Consider the following 17,279-nt stretch of genomic DNA (forward strand, 5'->3'; position numbering starts at 1 on the left):
TGCGGGATGGGTCGGCCAGGCGCCTCAGGGACGGTCCCGGTCAGGCGGCTGCGAGGCCCAGATCGCGCAGCAGCTTGGCGACATGACCGGTCGCGCGGACGTTGTACTGCGCCACCTCGATCGTGCCGTCCGTGCCGATCACGAACGTCGAGCGGATCACGCCGATGGTCTTCTTCCCGTACATTGTCTTCTCGCCGAAGGCGCCGTACGCGGCGAGCACCTTCCGCTCCGGGTCGGAAAGCAGCGGGAACGTCAGGGCTTCCGCGTCGCGGAACTTCACCAGCTTGGCGGGCTTGTCGGGAGAGATCCCGAGCACGTCGATGCCGGCGTTGTCGAGCTGGGCGAGGCTGTCCCGGAAGTCGCAGGCCTGCTTCGTGCACCCCGGGGTCGACGCGGCCGGATAGAAGTAGACGACGACCCGCCGTCCCCGGTAGGACGCCAGGGACACCTCGTTCCCCTCGGAGTCGGGCAGGGTGAAGTCGGGTGCGATGTCGCCGGGGACCAGACGGGCGGCGTTGGCGGTCTCAGTCATGGCCCGAAAAGTAGCCGTGGCCCGCGCGGGACGGCAAACCCCCGGCGGACAGATCCCCAACGTGGCGAGGTTCGGGGGACCTGGGCACGGTCTGTGCACCGTGGACCGTGCCCAGGTCCCCCATCTGCTCAGGCTGCCCTGCTCAGGAGCCCGGTCAGGCTGCCGCGTCGACCGCCGCGCGGAAGCCCTCCGGGGTGAGCTGCTCCCCGGACAGCCGCTTGCCGTTGACGAAGACGGTCGGCGTGCCGGTGACGCCGGCCTTCGATGCGTCCTCGTCAACCTTGGCGACGTACCCGTCGTAGGTCCCCTCGTTGACCGCTTTCCGGTACGCCTGCGAGGTCAGCCCCGCTTTCGCTCCGAGCGTGATGAGCGTGTCGTTGGTGAAGCCGCCGGTGCGCTCCTCGGGCTGGTTCGCGTACAGCACATCGTGCAACTGCCGGAACCTGCCCTCGTTGGCGGCTGCCGCCGCCGCGTTCGCTGCCCGCTTCGACTCCGGCCCGATGAACGACATCATGTGGTAATCGATCTTGATTTTGCCGTCGTCAAGGAGCTTGCCGATGGTCGGCCCGGTTGTCTTCTCCAGCGTCCCGCAGATGGGGCACTGGAAATCCTCGTACAGGTCGACGGTGACCGGCGCGGACGCCTTGCCGACGACGATGCCGTGATCGGTGCCGGTGGCGCTCGCTGGCAGGACCACCGGCTTCGACTCCTCGCGGGAGTTCTGGACGGCGAAGCCAATCACGCCGACCAGGACGAGAACGGCCAGCACCACGCCGGTGATGATGCCGCGCCGCCGTCGCCGTTCCCGCGCTGCCGCCGCGGCCCGCGCCGCCGCGGCCTTGGCCCGTCGCTCCTGTCCGCTGACCGTCTTGCCTCCACTTGCCGGGGGGGTCGCGTCGGGCCTTGCGCCGCCGCCAGGGGCCCTACCGCCGGTCGTCAACGGTGCCTTCTTCGACTTCGCAGCCATCAGCGGTACTCCCGGAAAGATCGTTCACTGGTTGGTCGAGGAGACGGTCCACCGCCAGGTAGCCGCTCGGCCGCCAGGCCAGCAGCCCGGCGGCGGCGAGCAGCAGGCTGTCGCGGATCAGCTCGGAGGTGTAGTGCGTCGGGGCGTCGGCAGTGAGATCACCCCCAGAGGAGAAGCAGCCGCAGTCGATCCGCAGCCCCCGGGTGGCGGCCGACGCGATCGCTGCGATGTAGACGGCGAACATCACCGCGGACACGACGGCGGACAGCCGCACGGCGAGCCCCACGACGAGCAGCATCCCCAAGGCGATCTCCAGGAACGGGACGCCGTACGCGATCGGCTGCACGAGGGCATCGGGCAGGATGCGGAACGCCCGCACGGAGCGCACCATCCCGTCCGGGTCGTTGACCTTCAACAGCCCGGCGACCAGCCAGACCACGCCGAGGCCGAGGCGCAACACTGTGGAGACGGCGCGACTGGCCGGCTGCATGGGGGTGACAAGGCTGTAGGTGATCGGATTCAAGACCGTGCTTCTTCTGATCCGGACCGCTCGGCGGTCAGTTTGGGCAGGTCGTCGATGTATTCCTGGACGCTGGTCCCCGCCAGGTACAGCGCGCGGATCCTGTCATCCCGAGAGAAGACGATGACCTGGGCGCCATGGGTGACCAGAACGGAGCCGTCGGCCTGGACCTCCGGTTTCTCCAGGGGAACGCCCAAGGCCTCGGCCTCGGTACGGATCCGGTCGAACGGGCCGCGGACGCCGATGAAGGTTGCGTTGAACTGTTTAAGCCAACGGCTGAGGACCGCCCCCGTATCCCGATCAGGGTCGGTCGTCACGAAGACGACCGTCACCTGGTCACGCACGTCCGGTTTCACCTCGCCGAGTGCCGACGCGAGGTCCGCCATCGTGGTCGGGCAGACGTCCGGACAGTGGGTGTAGCCGAAGAACAGCATAGTGATCTTCCCCTGCGTGCGTGTGCGCAGGTCGAAGGGACGGCCGTCGGCGTCGGTGAGGTTGAGGGCCGGCTTGGCCAGCCGCCTGGCCGGGACGGTGCCGTGCAGGCTGCCGTCGCCGCCGTTGCCCACATCGACGATCTTCACTCCGGTGTCGGTTCCCGAGCCGGCGCAGGCGGTGAGCAGCGCCATCGAGGAAGCGACCAGGACCGTGGCAATGGTTCCGGCCAGCGCCGGACGGCGCCGCCGGGAGCGCGACGGGGGGAACTGTCCAGGCGGGGAACCGGCGTCGTGACGGGAACCCGTGTCGTGACGAGGATGGTGGACTGGGGACATGACGCTCCAGGGCAGGGCCGGGCAGGACGGATCGGGGCCACGGAAAACGTGTCCGCCTGACTGCGGCAGGTGCTGACGGTGGGAGTCGCCCGGGGCGACTCCCACCCGGGCCAGAGCACCGCTGGCCGTCGCGCACAGCGTTCAGCGTAATGTCCCGCCGGACGGATTCCGGTGTGCGGTTGCTTCCGCCTGTGGCGCCAGCTGCGCGGTGTCTGCGGCGCCAGCTGCGCGGTACGGAGACCGGGACCGGACGGGGCGAGACGCCGCGCGTCAGGGCGCCCGCGTGACGTGTCGCGCCACTGGCGGTTTGGTCTCGCCGGGCGGTGATGTGTCTGGCACGATCGTTGCAGGCCGGTCGCACCCGACGGAGATGTCCGTGGCGTCCATCGACGCCGATCGACGCCAGCCGCGGGAGCGCGTCCGCCATTCGCAACGGACGAGAGGGCGACATCGGTGCCGCAGGACCCGGCCGTGATCCAGCAACAGATCGAAGAGACCCGCGCCGAACTGGCGGAGACGATCGATTCCATCACGGAGATCGTCAGCCCGCGCCGCGTCGCCGAGCGGGCCCAGATGCAGCTGCGGGTGAAGACCGCCGAACTGCGCCACAGGTACGGTCCGGCCCTCGGGATCGGCCCGGGGCCGGCGCTTCCCGAACTGGAGGCCGGCGTCGGAGCCGATGGCGTGGACCGGCGGGGGGATGCGGGCACGCTGACCGGGGGTGCGCTGGACGGCAGGGCGGTGCCCGGCCCCTCTGGCGGCGCCACCGTGGTCCGGGTGGTGCGCTGGGAGCGGGTCGTTCTCGTGGGTGGAGGTGTGCTGCTCCTGGTGGGTGGGATCCGTCATCGCCGTCGTCGCCGGTCGTCCCGGCGCGGGTGAGCGGCCCGCCCGCCCGCCTGGGCCGCTCCCGGGCCGGTCGCGCCGACTCCCTGCCCCCGCTTACAGGTCGCCGGTGCGGCGCAGCCAGGCCAGCATGAGGATCCCCGGCAGCACCGGCAGCCAGAAGCTGATCAGGCGGTAGACGAGGACCGCGGTGAACATGGACGCCGCCGTACCGCCCGCGGCCGCGAGCCCGAAGGCCAGTGCCGGTTCGATCGCGCCGATGCCGCCGGCTGTCGGCGCCGCGCCGGCTACCATCGAGCCGATGAGGTAGACCGCGGCAACGGACAGCAACGTCATGCTGGTGCCGAATGCCCAGACCGTGCAGGCGAGCGCGAGGATCTGGAAGAAGCGTGTCCCTGTTTGGGACAGCAGCAGCAGCAGAGCCCGGCACGGGGAACGGGCGAGGATCTTCAGATGGGTGTCGAAGGCCCGCACCGCCGGCCGGGCCTTCGACCGGATCCGTGGATGGGCCACGGTGCCCGTCACGAGCGCGCAGACCGCCCCACAGCCGAGCACGAACGGCCCCGGCCCGAGCCCCTGGACAGTGGACCGCAGCGGGTTGGCCACGGCAGCCCCGATGCCCGAGTCGCTGAGGGTGCCGGCGACCAGGACGATGCCCCCGAGGTGCGCCACCCCGCCGGCCACCTTGATCGACGTGATGGCCGCCAGGGCCGCGGGACGCGTCATCCCGCGCCGTTCCAGGAAACGCAGATGGATCGCGATGGCCCCGAGACCCGCGGGCACGATCCGGTTCGCCGCCGCTGCCGCGACCTGCAGGCCGGTCACGGTGCGTAGCTCGATCCGCAGGCCGCTGGCCGCCCGCGTGGACAGGCCGTTGGCGAAGTAGAACAGGACCGAGGAGAGCGCGCAGATGACGAGCCAGTGCCAGCGGGGCGTGGGAACGCCGGCCAGCCGTGAGGCCATGTCGCCGCGGAAGCGCACGGCCAGGATGGTGAGGGGCACGGCGAGCACGCCGGCGAGCAGGACGTTGCGCCGCCGGGACCGGGACGATCGAACCGGTCCGAGACGGAGCGCGAGCGGTTCGGCGAAGACGTGGACGTCACCGGCCGGGGATGCGACGAGCTCGCCCCTCGGTGTCGTTGTAGAGCTCGGTTTCGTTGTAGAGCTCGGTGTCGTTGCAGCCACGTCGTCGGAGTTGTCGTCCGGGTGGGCACCGGGGCGTCGTAGTAGCTGCCGGGTCAGCACCACCGGCGGTGGAAGCGGGGGCGCGGGCGCGGCGGCGCTCTCGGCGCTGACAGCGCCGAGCAGGACCGGAGTCTCGATGACTACCCCCGTAGGATCGACAGGCGCGATCACGGTCGTGATGCAGAGGAGACGTACGTCACGGTACGCGGCTTGACGGTATGCGGCTTGGCTGAACAGCAGCTGAAGCAGTCTCATTGCCAACCTGGCCACCGGAAGTCGCGCGACGACGCTTCGGGAGGAATCGGTCGGCGGCCCTGGTCAGGAGCCGCAGACCGCCTCGATCGGATCCTGTTGGCGTGGCAGGTCGAACCAGACCTGCTTGCCTGACCCCCGGGTGTCCGGTACCTCGACGACACCCCACTGCATTGCCAGCGCGGCGACCAGATGCAGGCCCCGGCCCGACTCGTCGTCGTCGTGGGCGGGCTTCAGCACCGGCCACAGCGAGCTTCCGTCGTCGACCGCGATGCGGATCCGGTCGTCGCGCAGGGACAGTGTGAGGCACAGGGCGGCGCGGGCGCCGACGAAGCGCACCGCGTTCGTCACGACCTCACTGACGAGTAGCTGCGCGACCTCGACGGTCTCCGGGCGGCCCCAAGCGGCGAGCAGCTCGGTGACCAGCCGGCGGGCTCGGCTGGCGGCGCGGGGATCGGCGGGCAGGTCGAAGCGTGCGCTGAGAGCTTCGGCCACGCCTCACCTTCCGGGGGGTTGTCAGTCACGGTCGTCGTTCCGGTGCGGGGGTCTGCCGCGTCGCGTTACTGCCACCATGACCGCCCCCCAAACCTGACCCTCTGTGGTCGTCGAGCCGGGCAACGGCCACGCGACGCATCTGGATACCGCGACCGGGACGTCCGGGCGACGCGACGCGCCGAGGACGGCATCGGCGCTTCCCCCGCCGGGGTGCCGGGCCGGGGTGGCAGGCCGTCCCAGCGGGGCGGGTCGGCCTGCCCCGCTGGGACGGCCGGGCGGGTGACCACGTCGGGGATGGCGTCAGATGACGTCGATGCCGTCCAGCACCGACTCGCGGCGAGCCATCCAGGCCCGCGTGACCTCGTCGACCGCGGTCTGGTCGATGCGGGCCGCCGCCGCCGACAGATCGCTGCGGGGGGACGGCACCATGTCCGCATCCGCATCCGCTCGCGCGGCTGTTCGCGGCATGGCAGCCCGACCGGGGTGTGACGAGTTCGGCGGGTCGATCCCAGGTTGCGCGTACCGGCTACCGTAGCCATGCGGTACACCACCGGTTCCGTCCGGGGCGCGCCCGTCGGGCGGGGTCGGGTTCCGATCGAAGGCCGGCCCGGGGTGGTCGGGACGGCCGATGGGCCGTGGGCCGGGCTGGTCCCTCGTCGGCTGCCCACCCGGTTCCGCGCGCCGCTGCGGTGCTCGGGGACGGTCTGCCCAGGCTCTCGCCCCGTTCCCCGCGGGGCGTCCCGGGGACTCGGCCGGGCCCGGCCGTCCGCGGTCGGGCTGTCCGCGGTCGGGCTGTCCGCGGTCGGGCTGTCCGCGGTCGGGCTGTCCGCGGTGTGTGGATCCCGGCTGCATGGATCCCGACCGGGTGGATTCCGGCGGCGTCGGCCCCGGCTGGGGTGATGGCCGGCCCTGGTGGCGTCCGGGCCCCGGCAGCGCGGGACCGGGGTCCGACGGGCCGCCTGGCCCGGTTCCGGTGCCGGTCATCGAGCGCGGCGTCTCGACCCTGGCCGTGGCCATCTCGACCGGACCGGAGATCGAGGGAGCGGGCCGGGATGACGGCACGACGACATCGTCCCGGGCCACCGACGGGTTTACGGCCGGCGGGTAGCCGTCCGCGGCGGACCGGTCCCGGTCCGTGGGGTACCCGCCCGTCGGATACCGGTCCGAGGAGTATCCGTTGGGAGCATGTTGCCGCCCGCCGGGCAGTCGTGGCCGGGCACCGGTTGGCCGCGGAGCACCCCGCTGGGCGGGATGGGCAGCCGGGGGCGGGTAGCCCGAACGGTCGGAGTATCCGCCGGACGGCGGGTGGTCGGAGTCTGCCGGGGACCCCATGGGCAGGTGGGCAGCCGCCCCGGGCATCGGCTCGGGGAACTGTCCAGGAACCGGGACAGGCGGCCTGACCGGTGACTGTGGTGGCGGGGGTGACTGTGGTGGCGGGGGTGACTGTGGTGGCGGGGGTGACTGCGGTGCGGGCGGTCTGGCCGCGGGGCGAGCCGGAGGGAACATCCTGGCCTCGTCAACCGCCCGGCTGTCCGGTGCGGCGCCCGGCGACATGCCGGTGATCGCGATGATCGACGCGCAGGGCCAGAGACGGTCGCAGCTCAGGCAGAGGTCGAACTCATTCGGCTGATGAAGGTCGATGAGGGTGATCAGCGAGTGAATATGCTCGACGATCTTCGGGCCGACCAGGACCGGCCCACGGGCGATGACGTCGAGCTCCGAGCGCAGTCGCCCGTGATACTGCTCGACGTCAGCAAGGCGCGGATCCTCCATCACCGGCAGCATGCACCATAGCGGGCCAGCGGGCACGAAGGGTGTAGCCCGTTCGGGTTCACCGTCACCGCTGACTCACGTTCCGTTTCTGACTCGCGGTGCCAGACGCCGCTGATGGTTCCCTCTCCCTTACGTGCGGTGAGGGCGGGAAGTGGGTTCGCCGGGACGGGCCGCATGGTCATGCCGAGCCGGAGTCCGGACGGCGTGGCCGCGGGGAGGCGCTGATCGCAGATCAGGACCGGTCCGGCCGGACCTCGTCCGTGCGGCGGACCTGCCGCATCAGACCCTCCTGAAGCCTGGCGAACTCCTCGATGTAGGGACTTTCGACCTGCCCGGGGGCACCTCCGGGCTCCTTGCCCGGCGCGGACCGGTCGAACGGCTCGAAACCCGCGAACTGCCCGCCGGCACCCGGCGGCATGCGGTCGGGCTGGCCGTCGAACGCGGGATAGTGCCCACCCCCCGCCGCCTGAGCGCCCCGCTCGGCGGGTCCGTCGTACCCGGGTCCGTAGGAGGACGGCAGGCCGTTGCTGCTCTGCGGGACCGCACGGTCCGCGGCGTTGTCGAACGCCGGGTAGTGGGCACCGTTGGCCGAGGCCGCGCGGTCGGTGGGACCGTCGTAGGCGAACCCCGAGCCGTTGGGACTGCCGGCCCCGGGGCTGATCGAGAGCGGGGCGCCGCGCATGCTGTCGCCGGAGGTGTCCGGCTGCTCCGTGGAGAGGAACCCCTCGGATGCCGGGTAGATGCGGGCCGACAGGCTGACCGACATCGGGTCACTGCCGTAGGTGATGACGTCAACCTGGTCCTCCGCGCTGATGCCGCCGCTGCGGGCGAGATCGACGAAGCGGAACAGATCGGCCCACCGTAGCCCATCGAGGTCGACGCTGATACGCAGTGCCATGATCGTGCCCCATCCCTGAGGTTCGTTACGTGCCGACGGTTACCTGGGCGCCAACGGACGATCGAGGGGTGACCGGCTCGCCCCCGTCAGCGCCAGCCCGGGCGGCGATGGGCGGCAGCTTATACCGCGTTGGGAGACCATTCCCCATCCGGGGAGGTTCGGCTGGCTCTGCTCCGATAAGGCGAAGTGGGGGTATCGCGTTCTTCGTCGCGTCCCGTCACCCGAGGGCATTCCCGGGCGGAACGTTGGCGGGGAATCAGGACGGCCGGGCTGGCCCCTCCGGTGAGGAGGTGTGGGGTGCGTGGATGCCGGCCGGGAGGCGTGGAAAGTCTCGGCCGGCGGACGTGGTCGGTCGATCGGGCGGTCGTGAAATGCCGCCTGGGGTGTCACCGGTGATTGGAAGGCGGGTAGTGTCCGACCCTGTGAACGTTGTGTCCGGCGGTGTCAACGGGGTCGGCGCGGCTGGGGTGGGCACGCAATCGGGTGTCATGCAGTCCGGCGCGCTGCCAATCAGGCTCCTGCACGACCGCGTGCTGGTCGAGCCGCGTGAGGATTCCGTGGACCGGCGGTCGAAGGCGGGCATCGTCATCCCCCCGACCGCGCATATGGGGAAGCGCCTGTCCTGGGCGGACGTCGTCGCGGTGGGGACGGCCGTGCGGACCATCCAGGTTGGCGATCGGGTGTTGTTCGACCCCGAGGACCGGGCCGAGGTGGAGCTGCACTCGACCACCTACGTTCTGCTGCGGGAGCGGGACGTGCACGCCGTCGCGGCGGAGCGGTTGGACGACGGCCTGACGGGTCTGTATCTCTAGATCCGGCCGGTCGGCCCCCAGGCTTGCGTGGCCCTTTCCGACCATCCGATGACGGCGCGGCGTCCAGGTGGTGTACGGTGCCGCATCGATCGAGATGCGGGCGGTCCACCGGAGTCGTGATGTTTGATCATGGCTGTGGCGGGAGTGACACCGCGCCAGCCAGGCGCTGCCTGGCCTGACGCGGTTCCGCCCCGTATCCTTCGCTCGGCTCTGGAGATCCGCGTTCCGGCCGGGACCCTTGGATGTGGTGGAGGCACCCGGAAATGCGGACACAGGGCATCGCGTCACCTCAATCTTTGGGGTCACTGCGTACTGTAACCAGCCGATGTCCTGAGGTGCAGTGTTTCATGGCTCCTCACGCTCGGTCGAACCCAAGACCGATGGGTTGGCATACCCATTGGGTGAACGACGGCAGGGAAAGGAAGGAGACGCATGGCTCGTGACTTCGACGCTCGGCGAAGCACGGATGTCGAGGAGGACGAGCTCCAGGAACAGAGCCTGGAGACGCTCAAGGCGCAGCGCGCCGGTGCGGCGGCGGACCTGGGGGACGACATGGACGCCCTCGAGGCCGAGCTGGACCTTCCGGATGCGGAGGTGCGCGACGAGGAACTGTCGCTGCGGGTACTTCCCCGGCAGGCCGACGAGTTCACCTGCACTCGATGCTTCCTGGTGCAGCACCGCAGCCAGCTCGCAGACGTCCGTCACGTCGTCTGTTCGGACTGCGCGGCCTGAGGGCCGGGTCCCGGGGCGGGGTGTCCCTCGACGGCGGGCGGTGCGGACCGGTTGCCCGGTTGCCCGGTCGTCTGAGTAGGCGTACCACTACCTAGCGCGAGTTTGTCGCTGGGGGTGGTGCGGATGCTCGACGAACAGTCACCGATGTCCGGTTCCGTCCGGTCCCGTCCCGCCGCATTTGAGGGTCGACGGCCCCTCCGCCCGGAGGATGCCGCTCCCCGTCCCGGGGAGGAGGATCCCGCGGACGGTCCCGAAAGCCTGCCGCTGCTCCTGAACCGGTTCGTCCCCCCGCCGGCCCCGCCGGGTCATGTCGATCGACCACGGCTGCTCGACGCACTCGACGCCGCCACCGTCCTGCCCCTCACGGTGGTGCGGGCTCCGGCCGGCTCGGGCAAGACGGTGCTGGTCGCGGCCTGGGCCGCGGCCCGGCGGGGGGAGACGCCGATCGTGTGGGTGCGGGTCGATCCGGCGGTCGTCCCCGGCCCGCGTGGCGGGGGGCCGGGCCTCCCACTGTGGCCGCAGCTGCTGCACGGGCTGGGACGACACGGTCTGCTCCCGGCCGGTGAGGGCTTTGGGAGCCGGTACGGTCCCGCGGCCGACGATCTTTATGATCGGCGTTACCGACGGCTCGCCAACATCCTCGCCGACCTCCCGACGTCCTTCATACTGATCCTCGACGACGTGCATCTGATCACCCGGCGTTCGGACCTCGACGGCCTCGAACTGCTGATCGACGGGGCCGCGGATCGGGCCCGGATCATTCTGATGGGCCGGATGGTGCCCGTGGCGCTGCACCGGCTGCGGGCCGCCGGGTGGATCACCGAGATCGGTCCGGCAGATCTCGCCTTCACCCGGGCGGAGGCCGCCGCGCTCCTGGGCCGGCAGGAGATCACGGGCCGGCAGGAGATCACGGCGTCGCCCGCGACGGTGAGCGGTCTCGTGCACGTCACCGAGGGCTGGGCGGCCGGGCTGCGGCTGGCGGCCGGGGCGCTCGCCGCACGGGAACGACGACCACTGCCGGGGGCGGATGGGCGGTGGGAAGCGGCCGTCGCATCCCCGTCCGGTGGCCTCGGTGACACGGCTGGTTTCTCCGGCGCCGTGGCCGGCCATCCCGCGATCGCCGATTTCCTGCGGGCCGAGGTGCTAGCCGGTAAGCCGTCGCCGGTACGCCGCTTCCTCCTGCGGACCAGTGTCCTGGAGCGCATGACCGGGCCGCTGGCGGACGCCGTCGCGGCCGAGCGGATGGACGCGGGCGTCCTGGCGGCGGCTACCGGCTCGCGTGCCGCGCCGGCACCCACGGTGGGCGCACGGGTGAGCGGGAAGGAAGTTCTGGCGGCACTCGCGCATGCCGACGGCTTCGTGGTCGAGCTCGACCACGACGGCGGATGGTTCCGCTTTCACCGGCTGCTTGCCGCGGTGCTGCGTTCCGCGTTGGCCGCGGACGGCGACGAGGACACCGCTGAGCTCCACTTGCGAGCCGCGATCTGGTTCGCCGCGCACCGTCGGACGACGGACGCGGTACATCACGCCGCGCATGCCGGGGATTGGTGGTACGCGGCCTGCCTGCTCGTCGATGGGACCGAGATGGTGGACGCCCTGCATGGCGGCGTCGCGGGGTTCAGCCCGATCATGACGGGGATGCCGGACTCCCCGGCCTCGTGGTCGCCGGAGTGCGCACTGGTCGCCGCCGTGGGCCGGCTGGGCCGGGGACAGGTGGGGGCGGCCACCAGATACCTGCAGGTGGCCCGGGGGAGCATCGCCGCGGCGGTCGTGTCCCGTCGTCGCGCGCTCGCGGTCCGGGCTGATCTCGTCGACCTGCGCCGGGCGGAGCTCGCCGGGGCGTGCGAGGAGATGCTGAGCATCACCCGCCGGTTGCTACGGTCCCCGGGCAGGCCGGGCGCCGTGCCGCAGCCGGTTGGTCCGGTGGTTGCCGGTGTGACGGGGCGGGCGGAGGCTGCGGGGAAGGGCCGGCCACGACCGCCCGCCGACATGCGGCCGCCGGGAGATCCCCGGTTCCTGCCCGCCGGCCCCGTCGGGGGCGCCGAAGGTCCCGGACGGGAGCCGGGCGGTGTTCGACGTGATCACGTCGGGGGAGACGTGGCCCGCCCCGGCTCCGTCGTCGGTGGGGCCCCGCCGGACCGCCCGGCCGGGATCGTCGCGCGATCGACCGGTGGTGGCGTGGATGGGGGCGTGGATGGTTCCGACAGGATCGCGGCAGCCGTGGCCTGGTGTGCGCGCGGGCGGGCGGAGCTCTGGCTCGGCCGTCCCGACCTGGCGCTGGAGGCGTTGCGGGAGGCGATGACGGCGGCCCGGGATACCGGTCTGCGGACGGTCGAGGCATCGGCGTCCGGGGCGATGGCTCTCGCCTACGTGCTACGGGGTCGGTTGCGGCAGGCCGAGTCCAGCGCGGCAGCGGCGGTCGCCACCGCCGCTGTGATCACTGCCAGCCCGGTCGATCCCACGGCCGTCCCCGCATCCTCGGATGGTCGGACCGACATGCCGGCAGGCCTGGTCGAGGCCCATCTCGCCCATGCGATGGTGGCGGCAGCCCGGGTCGACGACGTGCGTGTCACGCACCATCTCGACCTCGCGCGGATGGCCTTCACCCCGGCGCATCCTCCCTACCTGCTCGATCTGATCGTCGTGCTGGAGGCGAGGGCGCGATGCCGGCGTGGGGAGGCGGACGATGTGCGGGCTGCCCGCCGTCTCCTGGCGTCGCGAGGACGGCCGGCCGGACCGCCGCTGTGTCTGTCGCTGTGGCGCGCCGCCGAGACCGACCTGCTGATCGCCGTCGGGAACGCCCAGGCTGCCCGGCAGCTGCTGGGCCAGCTGGCCGACACCCGCCGGCCGGACCATGCTCTCGCGCTCGCGGCGGCCCGGGCGAACCTCGCGTGCGCTGATCTAGAGGGAGCGGAGCACGCGGTGGCGGCTCTGCTGCGGGCGGACGGTGGCGGAGGCGGTTCGGTGGTGTCGGCATGTGTGGTGGCAGCGGTGGCGGCCGCGCGGCGTGATGACCATGCGCGGGCCACCGACCTGCTGGCGCGTGCCCTCGCGCTCGCCGAGGACGAGGGACTCGCTGGCCCGTTCCTCGAATTCGGCGGCGAACCGTTGGCGATCTTGGATGCCCATCCCGGCCTCTCCGCCGCACATCCGTTCTTCGTGTCGACTTTGCGGGCCATGGCCACGACGGAGTCCGCCGCCGCGGTGAACCCGCGGACGCCGACCGACGGCGGACCGGTCATGGCCGTATCCGGGGCGGGGGTGCCGCCTCTGGGGGTGCCGCCTCTGGGGGCGGCCGGCCTGGAGGTGCCGAACGGGGGGACGCCGAGCGGGGGGATGCCGAGCGGAGAGGTGGCGGTGCCCGCGCCCGCGTGGCCGGCCACCCCACGTCGATCCGTCATGAGCGGGCGAATGGCACGTCCGGCCCTCATGACCCCCGCGGCGCGCTCGGCGCCGCCTGACCGTGACAGGCAGGGGGCCGACGTCCCGCGCGGCCCCTCCGGCCCCTCCGGCCCCTCCGGCCCCTCCGGTCCGGCGGGCTACGGCCTTGGGACGGGAACAAGTCCGATCTCCCTAGGGCAGCCGGGGGCGCGTGAGCGCTCACCCGGTTCCAGGGACGGGCGGGGACCCGGTGCGGGTGGCCGGCTCAGCGACCGGGAACTCGCGGTCCTCAGCTATCTGCCGACGATGTTGACGACCACCGAGATCGCCGCCGAGCTCTTCGTCTCCGTGAACACGGTGAAGACGCACCTGAAGAGCATCTACCGCAAGCTCGACGTGCCACGGCGTCGCGACGCTGTACATCGCGCGCGCGAATTGCGTCTATTGTAAATAGTCATACCGTTTATCGTAAAAATAAATTTTAGGTGGGAGGTCAACGGTCCGGTGGTCGGGGCGCCGCGATCAGGATGACGGTGATTCAGTGAATCGCGGCGGGCACGGGGGTGGGTACCCTCCCCCCGAGCCGGGTCCGTCGTCCACTGCGTCCGCATAGCCGGCATCGGTGCGGTCGCTCTCCGTGTGACCGGGGCCCGTGTGACCGGCATCGAGGTAGCCGGCATCCCTCTGGATCCTGTTGGACCCGGGCTGCGGTGGGCCGTACCGGTATGTGCCGAACGCCGCCGTTCGTTCGATGCGCCGCCCGATCGGGCCGGGACCAGGCCCGATCGGTGTCCGCCCCGCTCCGCGGGTACGTGCGGTGGCCCGTGCCGGTGCCGGCAGGAAGGCGCGGAGCAGGCAGATCATCGATGTCACGATCCCCGTGATCATCAGGATCAGACCCAGAACCTGGAGATCCACTCCGGTGGTGTGCCAGGTGAGCGCGTAGCGCAGGATGGCACCCACCACGACCAGGAAGACCGACCGCCCCAAGGTCATCGCCTTCGTACCTCCGCCTCTCTCCTACCGTGGCTTTGGTCTCCTGCTGTGGCTTCGACCTGTGGCTTCGGCCGGTCGATGATCGGTGCATGGCCACATCGCGCCCCGGCCGCGCTCGATGGTGTCCGCGCTCGATGTGTCGTCGTCGTGGAGCGGCACCATGGGATGGGTGGTCCGTGCGGGGAGCGGAGAACTCCACCCCTCCGGGGCGGGCCGCGGACCGCTGGCGAAACCGTGCACTGCCGCCGTGGATACCCTGCGTGACCAATGTTCATGCTGTCGATGTCGGTCGGGATCCAGGGCTCACCCGCGCCGGAGGACGTTTTCCGGCTTCTTTCGCGGCCGCGATCGAGGCCGGGGGAGCCAATCTCGTACTTGTGAGGTAGCCCCGACGGGCGGTGCCAGCGGGAGGGAAAAATCACCTCGAGCCACTGCCGGGGGGCCGCCGGACGCCGTCATCCCAAACGTTTACGTGCGTTAAGGTCGCGTTTTCCCCGGCTGAGCCGAAGATGCGGGGTGAGTGTGATCGGGGGGGCGTGGGCGACTGCTGGCGTAGCGAGGGAGGTGGGCCCTACGCTTGCCGAACCTGTCCAACTTCGCCGGAAATCAACCTGGCGGCATCGTCCCTAGCGGACGAGGCCTGGCGTCGGTTCTGAGTTCTGACCCCCCCCGGAGGCACGTGTGACCGACCGAGTTTCCCGCCCGCATGATGTTATCGGTGAGGACGCACTACATCGGCCGCGAATTGGCGTGACCGTCGACACATCCGCCGAGGCCGCTGCGGCGGGCCGGGTCGCGAGGCGTGTCTCCGCGAGCTCACCCGCACCGCTGACCCCGCCGCACCGCTCGCCGGCCACCCGGCATTCCGCCGCCACCGGCGCCGGTGCGGGGCGACCGCTGCACCAGCGCTCCGGCCCGCCGGGGAGCGGCGTGCCGATGGGCGGCTCGCCGATGGGCCGCGGCGACGTGCCGAGCGCCACCGGCCGCGCGGTCCCGGCCGGTGGCCCGCCCGTCCGGTCCGCTCCGGTGGCGCGTACCGCGCCGATGCCGCGGGACCTGGCTCTCGGCGCGGCCGAGCTGCGCGGCATCCTGCGCGTGGTGGAGGACTGCGAGCGGGCGTCGTCGCTGGCATCCTTCCGCGAGCTCGCCCTGGACGGCATGGCCCGGCATCTCGGTTACCGGCATTCCGCCTTCTTCCTGGGCTCCTCGCTCGAGACCGCCTTCCAGGACGCCCGGCCCACCGGTCGCGGGCTGGCGCTTCGACTCGCGGGCCCCTACCTGGAGCGTTACCGGGAGCTGGAGGCCCTCAGCAATCCGGACAGCCTGCGTTCGGTCCGCGAGCGGGGGCTCGCCACCCTTGACGATCTCGGCGTCCCGGAACGCCCGGAGGTGCGGATGCGCCTGGAGCGGTTTCTGCGGGCACACGGCATCCACGCGAAGCTGCTCATCCGCCTGTTCGGTCCGTCGAACGTGGGCGCCGTGGTGTCCCTGCTGGATTCTCGGCCGGGCGCGTTCGGACCGCGGGACCGCGCCGTCGGGGCAGTTCTCGGGCGGCATCTCGGTAATCTCCTGCGTTTCTACATCCGGGCGGACCCGGGCCCGTCGGTCGCGGGCAAGCTGTCGGCGCGCGAGCGCGACGTCGTCCGTCTCGTCGCCGAAGGCCGTTCCAACCGCCAGGTCGCCGAGGCGCTGTGCATCAGCATCGACACGGTCAAGCACCATCTCACCCATGCGCTCGTGGCGACGGGGTGCACGAACCGGACCCAGCTGGCGATCGCGTGGCAGCGGGAGACGAGCGCGTTCGCGGCCCCCGGCAACCCGCGGCCCTGAAACTGTGACGTCATAAGGTCATGAGGCCGCTGCCGTGGATGTTCGATCGGTGGGATCCGTGGGATCCGCGGCGGTGCCGATGATCTACGACCTCAGATTCGAGCCGCGAACCCCGGTGCGCCACCGCGCGGGACGCGGTCGCCGGCACCTGATCCTCCGATGACGGCGATCATGATCGACCTCTCCATCGGGGCCGCCGGCATTTCGGCGCGAAGGGATGAGGCGAGAGGCCGGTCCCGATGATCGAGCAGTGGCGGGAACGGACACCCTGCGTGTCCGTTCCCGGTGCCGACGGCCGCGTGCCGATGATCCCACCCGGGTGACAAAGCCGGTCCGTGGTAATCGATCTGGCCTCGCCTGACCGGTCCCGAGGGTCATGTCCTGCACGCCCCGCGACGACTGTCGCTTATTGTGGCTGAAATGTTGCCATTGGCATCCCTATTGAGGTCGTTGCCGGAAAGTTGATCGGATAAGCTTGCGATCGACGGCGCGCTGTGACTAGGTTGGCCGATGTCCCTTCTGGTCCGCATGGGGTCTGAAGGAGTCAGTCTCCGTCCGTCAGCGCCTGACCCGGCCGGCGGCGACCACGATCGATTTTCAGGACGGTGTCCGCCCGTGGTTCCATACCTCCCGGGGCGTCGTCCTCGCATCCGATTTCTCCAGGCCCTGCGCGTGCGGGCGTGTGTTGCCGGAAAGTAGCCACATCTGTTCATCGCCGCATTAGATGATCGATTCTGAAGAGAAACCGCCGCGACCGGCGACCGGGATAGCGACCTGCGTGATACTCATTCGTAACCTCCATCGATGGCCGCAGCGATTGATGACGTCGCCCGGTGCACACCCCTGCGGGCTCTGTGTAATCCCGATCCGCGACATCGTCATCGATGTCCGGCGGTGGGCGAGCCGGCGACTGGATGTCGTCCGAACCTGGTCACGGCGACCGCGCCAGTGGTCCGATGGGCCCACGATCACCGCTGTGGTCCGGCACCGCGCAATGATCCCAACCGAGCCGGCTAGTATTCCGCGCACGTTGGCAATCCCGTGTCGGCTAATCGGATGCGGCCGCCGTGGGACCGGGGGACACCAGTTCCGCGACAGCCTGTTGGGGGTTGGTTCGTTTTTCGCATACTCAGGGCGGATGCGGCTTCCCGGATGTCTGCCGTCCCGACGGCACTGACCAGGAGGTCTGGATGGTGCGGGCGGTCCTGTCGTCCGAAACAAGTCGATCATGCTGGTTCGGTGGGTGAGTTCCATGGCCTCGATGCGCCGCCGCGACGATCGTGCGGCAGCGGA

General features: G+C 71.0%; 15 protein-coding genes. 6 read left to right on the forward strand and 9 right to left on the reverse strand.

The genetic code is table 11. The features are described 5' to 3' along the window. Nucleotides 1-40 precede the first annotated feature (40 nt). The 4 genes from bcp to FRANCCI3_RS04580 all read right to left on the reverse strand — a co-directional run bounded on the left by bcp (nt 41) and on the right by FRANCCI3_RS04580 (nt 2,789). Nucleotides 41-532 carry a thioredoxin-dependent thiol peroxidase gene (bcp, locus tag FRANCCI3_RS04565; protein ID WP_011435364.1) on the reverse strand — a complete coding sequence of 164 codons (492 nt, stop codon included), beginning with the start codon at nt 530-532 and terminating at the stop codon, nt 41-43. Nucleotides 533-686: 154 nt separating this feature from the next. Continuing rightward, complete coding sequence (locus FRANCCI3_RS04570) at nt 687-1,499, reverse strand: DsbA family protein (RefSeq protein ID WP_011435365.1); 813 nt, start codon at nt 1,497-1,499, stop codon at nt 687-689. Beyond that, on the reverse strand, nt 1,456-2,022 hold the full coding sequence (locus FRANCCI3_RS04575) for a MauE/DoxX family redox-associated membrane protein (RefSeq protein ID WP_011435366.1): 567 nt from the start codon (nt 2,020-2,022) through the stop codon (nt 1,456-1,458). Before FRANCCI3_RS04575 ends, FRANCCI3_RS04570 begins: the two co-directional genes overlap by 44 nt. Beyond that, on the reverse strand, nt 2,019-2,789 hold the full coding sequence (locus FRANCCI3_RS04580) for an SCO family protein (protein ID WP_011435367.1): 771 nt from the start codon (nt 2,787-2,789) through the stop codon (nt 2,019-2,021). Before FRANCCI3_RS04580 ends, FRANCCI3_RS04575 begins: the two co-directional genes overlap by 4 nt. A 453-nt stretch (nt 2,790-3,242) precedes the next feature. On the opposite strand from FRANCCI3_RS04580, the gene FRANCCI3_RS04585 reads away from it, so the two are divergent. Next, a complete protein-coding gene (locus tag FRANCCI3_RS04585) occupies nt 3,243-3,668 on the forward strand; it encodes a DUF3618 domain-containing protein (RefSeq protein ID WP_011435368.1) in 426 nt (141 codons plus the stop codon). A 60-nt stretch (nt 3,669-3,728) separates the two neighbouring features. Here the strand turns inward: FRANCCI3_RS04585 and FRANCCI3_RS04590 are convergent, their stop codons facing one another. From FRANCCI3_RS04590 to FRANCCI3_RS28515, 3 genes are all read right to left on the reverse strand, one after another. Continuing rightward, the gene (locus tag FRANCCI3_RS04590; RefSeq protein WP_011435369.1) at nt 3,729-5,072 is read right to left on the reverse strand and encodes a lysylphosphatidylglycerol synthase transmembrane domain-containing protein; all 1,344 of its coding nucleotides are present in this window, start codon (nt 5,070-5,072) and stop codon (nt 3,729-3,731) included. Between the two features lie 63 nt (nt 5,073-5,135). Continuing rightward, on the reverse strand, nt 5,136-5,564 hold the full coding sequence (locus tag FRANCCI3_RS04595; RefSeq protein ID WP_011435370.1) for an ATP-binding protein: 429 nt from the start codon (nt 5,562-5,564) through the stop codon (nt 5,136-5,138). A gap of 300 nt (nt 5,565-5,864) precedes the next feature. Continuing rightward, on the reverse strand, nt 5,865-5,993 hold the full coding sequence (locus tag FRANCCI3_RS28515; protein ID WP_023841030.1) for a hypothetical protein: 129 nt from the start codon (nt 5,991-5,993) through the stop codon (nt 5,865-5,867). Between the two features lie 421 nt (nt 5,994-6,414). On the opposite strand from FRANCCI3_RS28515, the gene FRANCCI3_RS27775 reads away from it, so the two are divergent. Further along, complete coding sequence (locus FRANCCI3_RS27775; RefSeq protein ID WP_023841029.1) at nt 6,415-6,672, forward strand: hypothetical protein; 258 nt, start codon at nt 6,415-6,417, stop codon at nt 6,670-6,672. 897 nt (nt 6,673-7,569) lie between these two features. Here the strand turns inward: FRANCCI3_RS27775 and FRANCCI3_RS04605 are convergent. Next, the gene (locus FRANCCI3_RS04605) at nt 7,570-8,235 is read right to left on the reverse strand and encodes a hypothetical protein (protein ID WP_011435372.1); all 666 of its coding nucleotides are present in this window, start codon (nt 8,233-8,235) and stop codon (nt 7,570-7,572) included. Between the two features lie 422 nt (nt 8,236-8,657). Here FRANCCI3_RS04605 and FRANCCI3_RS04610 point away from each other — a divergent pair, with 422 nt between their 5' ends. The 3 genes from FRANCCI3_RS04610 (at nt 8,658) to FRANCCI3_RS27780 (ending at nt 13,610) form a co-directional block, all read left to right on the forward strand. Then, entirely contained in the window at nt 8,658-9,047 is a 390-nt protein-coding gene (locus tag FRANCCI3_RS04610; RefSeq protein WP_035908101.1) for a GroES family chaperonin, read from the forward strand. Between the two features lie 432 nt (nt 9,048-9,479). Beyond that, nucleotides 9,480-9,779, forward strand: a complete 300-nt coding sequence (locus FRANCCI3_RS04615) for a DUF4193 family protein (RefSeq protein WP_011435374.1) — start codon at nt 9,480-9,482, stop codon at nt 9,777-9,779. Nucleotides 9,780-9,923: 144 nt separating this feature from the next. After that, nucleotides 9,924-13,610: a LuxR family transcriptional regulator gene (locus FRANCCI3_RS27780; RefSeq protein WP_236701454.1), complete on the forward strand. Its 3,687-nt coding sequence runs from the start codon at nt 9,924-9,926 to the stop codon at nt 13,608-13,610. A gap of 72 nt (nt 13,611-13,682) precedes the next feature. Here FRANCCI3_RS27780 and FRANCCI3_RS25270 read toward each other — a convergent pair whose 3' ends face one another. Beyond that, entirely contained in the window at nt 13,683-14,156 is a 474-nt protein-coding gene (locus FRANCCI3_RS25270; RefSeq protein ID WP_011435376.1) for a hypothetical protein, read from the reverse strand. A gap of 750 nt (nt 14,157-14,906) precedes the next feature. On the opposite strand from FRANCCI3_RS25270, the gene FRANCCI3_RS04630 reads away from it, so the two are divergent. After that, on the forward strand, nt 14,907-15,986 hold the full coding sequence (locus FRANCCI3_RS04630) for a helix-turn-helix transcriptional regulator (RefSeq protein ID WP_235462948.1): 1,080 nt from the start codon (nt 14,907-14,909) through the stop codon (nt 15,984-15,986). Nucleotides 15,987-17,279 lie beyond the last annotated feature (1,293 nt).

This window comes from Frankia casuarinae, from assembly GCF_000013345.1.
GTDB classification, from domain to species: domain Bacteria; phylum Actinomycetota; class Actinomycetes; order Frankiales; family Frankiaceae; genus Frankia; species Frankia casuarinae.

Bases quoted from the DNA above. Each gene is read 5' to 3' on its own strand.
- bcp (WP_011435364.1), bottom strand. From the start codon at position 532: ATGACTGAGACCGCCAACGCCGCCCGTCTGGTCCCCGGCGACATCGCA.
- FRANCCI3_RS04570 (WP_011435365.1), bottom strand. From the start codon at position 1,499: ATGGCTGCGAAGTCGAAGAAGGCACCGTTGACGACCGGCGGTAGGGCC.
- FRANCCI3_RS04580 (WP_011435367.1), bottom strand. From the start codon at position 2,789: ATGTCCCCAGTCCACCATCCTCGTCACGACACGGGTTCCCGTCACGAC.
- FRANCCI3_RS04590 (WP_011435369.1), bottom strand. From the start codon at position 5,072: ATGAGACTGCTTCAGCTGCTGTTCAGCCAAGCCGCATACCGTCAAGCC.
- FRANCCI3_RS28515 (WP_023841030.1), bottom strand. From the start codon at position 5,993: ATGGTGCCGTCCCCCCGCAGCGATCTGTCGGCGGCGGCGGCCCGCATC.
- FRANCCI3_RS27775 (WP_023841029.1), top strand. From the start codon at position 6,415: ATGGATCCCGACCGGGTGGATTCCGGCGGCGTCGGCCCCGGCTGGGGT.
- FRANCCI3_RS04605 (WP_011435372.1), bottom strand. From the start codon at position 8,235: ATGGCACTGCGTATCAGCGTCGACCTCGATGGGCTACGGTGGGCCGAT.
- FRANCCI3_RS04615 (WP_011435374.1), top strand. From the start codon at position 9,480: ATGGCTCGTGACTTCGACGCTCGGCGAAGCACGGATGTCGAGGAGGAC.
- FRANCCI3_RS27780 (WP_236701454.1), top strand. From the start codon at position 9,924: ATGTCCGGTTCCGTCCGGTCCCGTCCCGCCGCATTTGAGGGTCGACGG.
- FRANCCI3_RS25270 (WP_011435376.1), bottom strand. From the start codon at position 14,156: ATGACCTTGGGGCGGTCGGTCTTCCTGGTCGTGGTGGGTGCCATCCTG.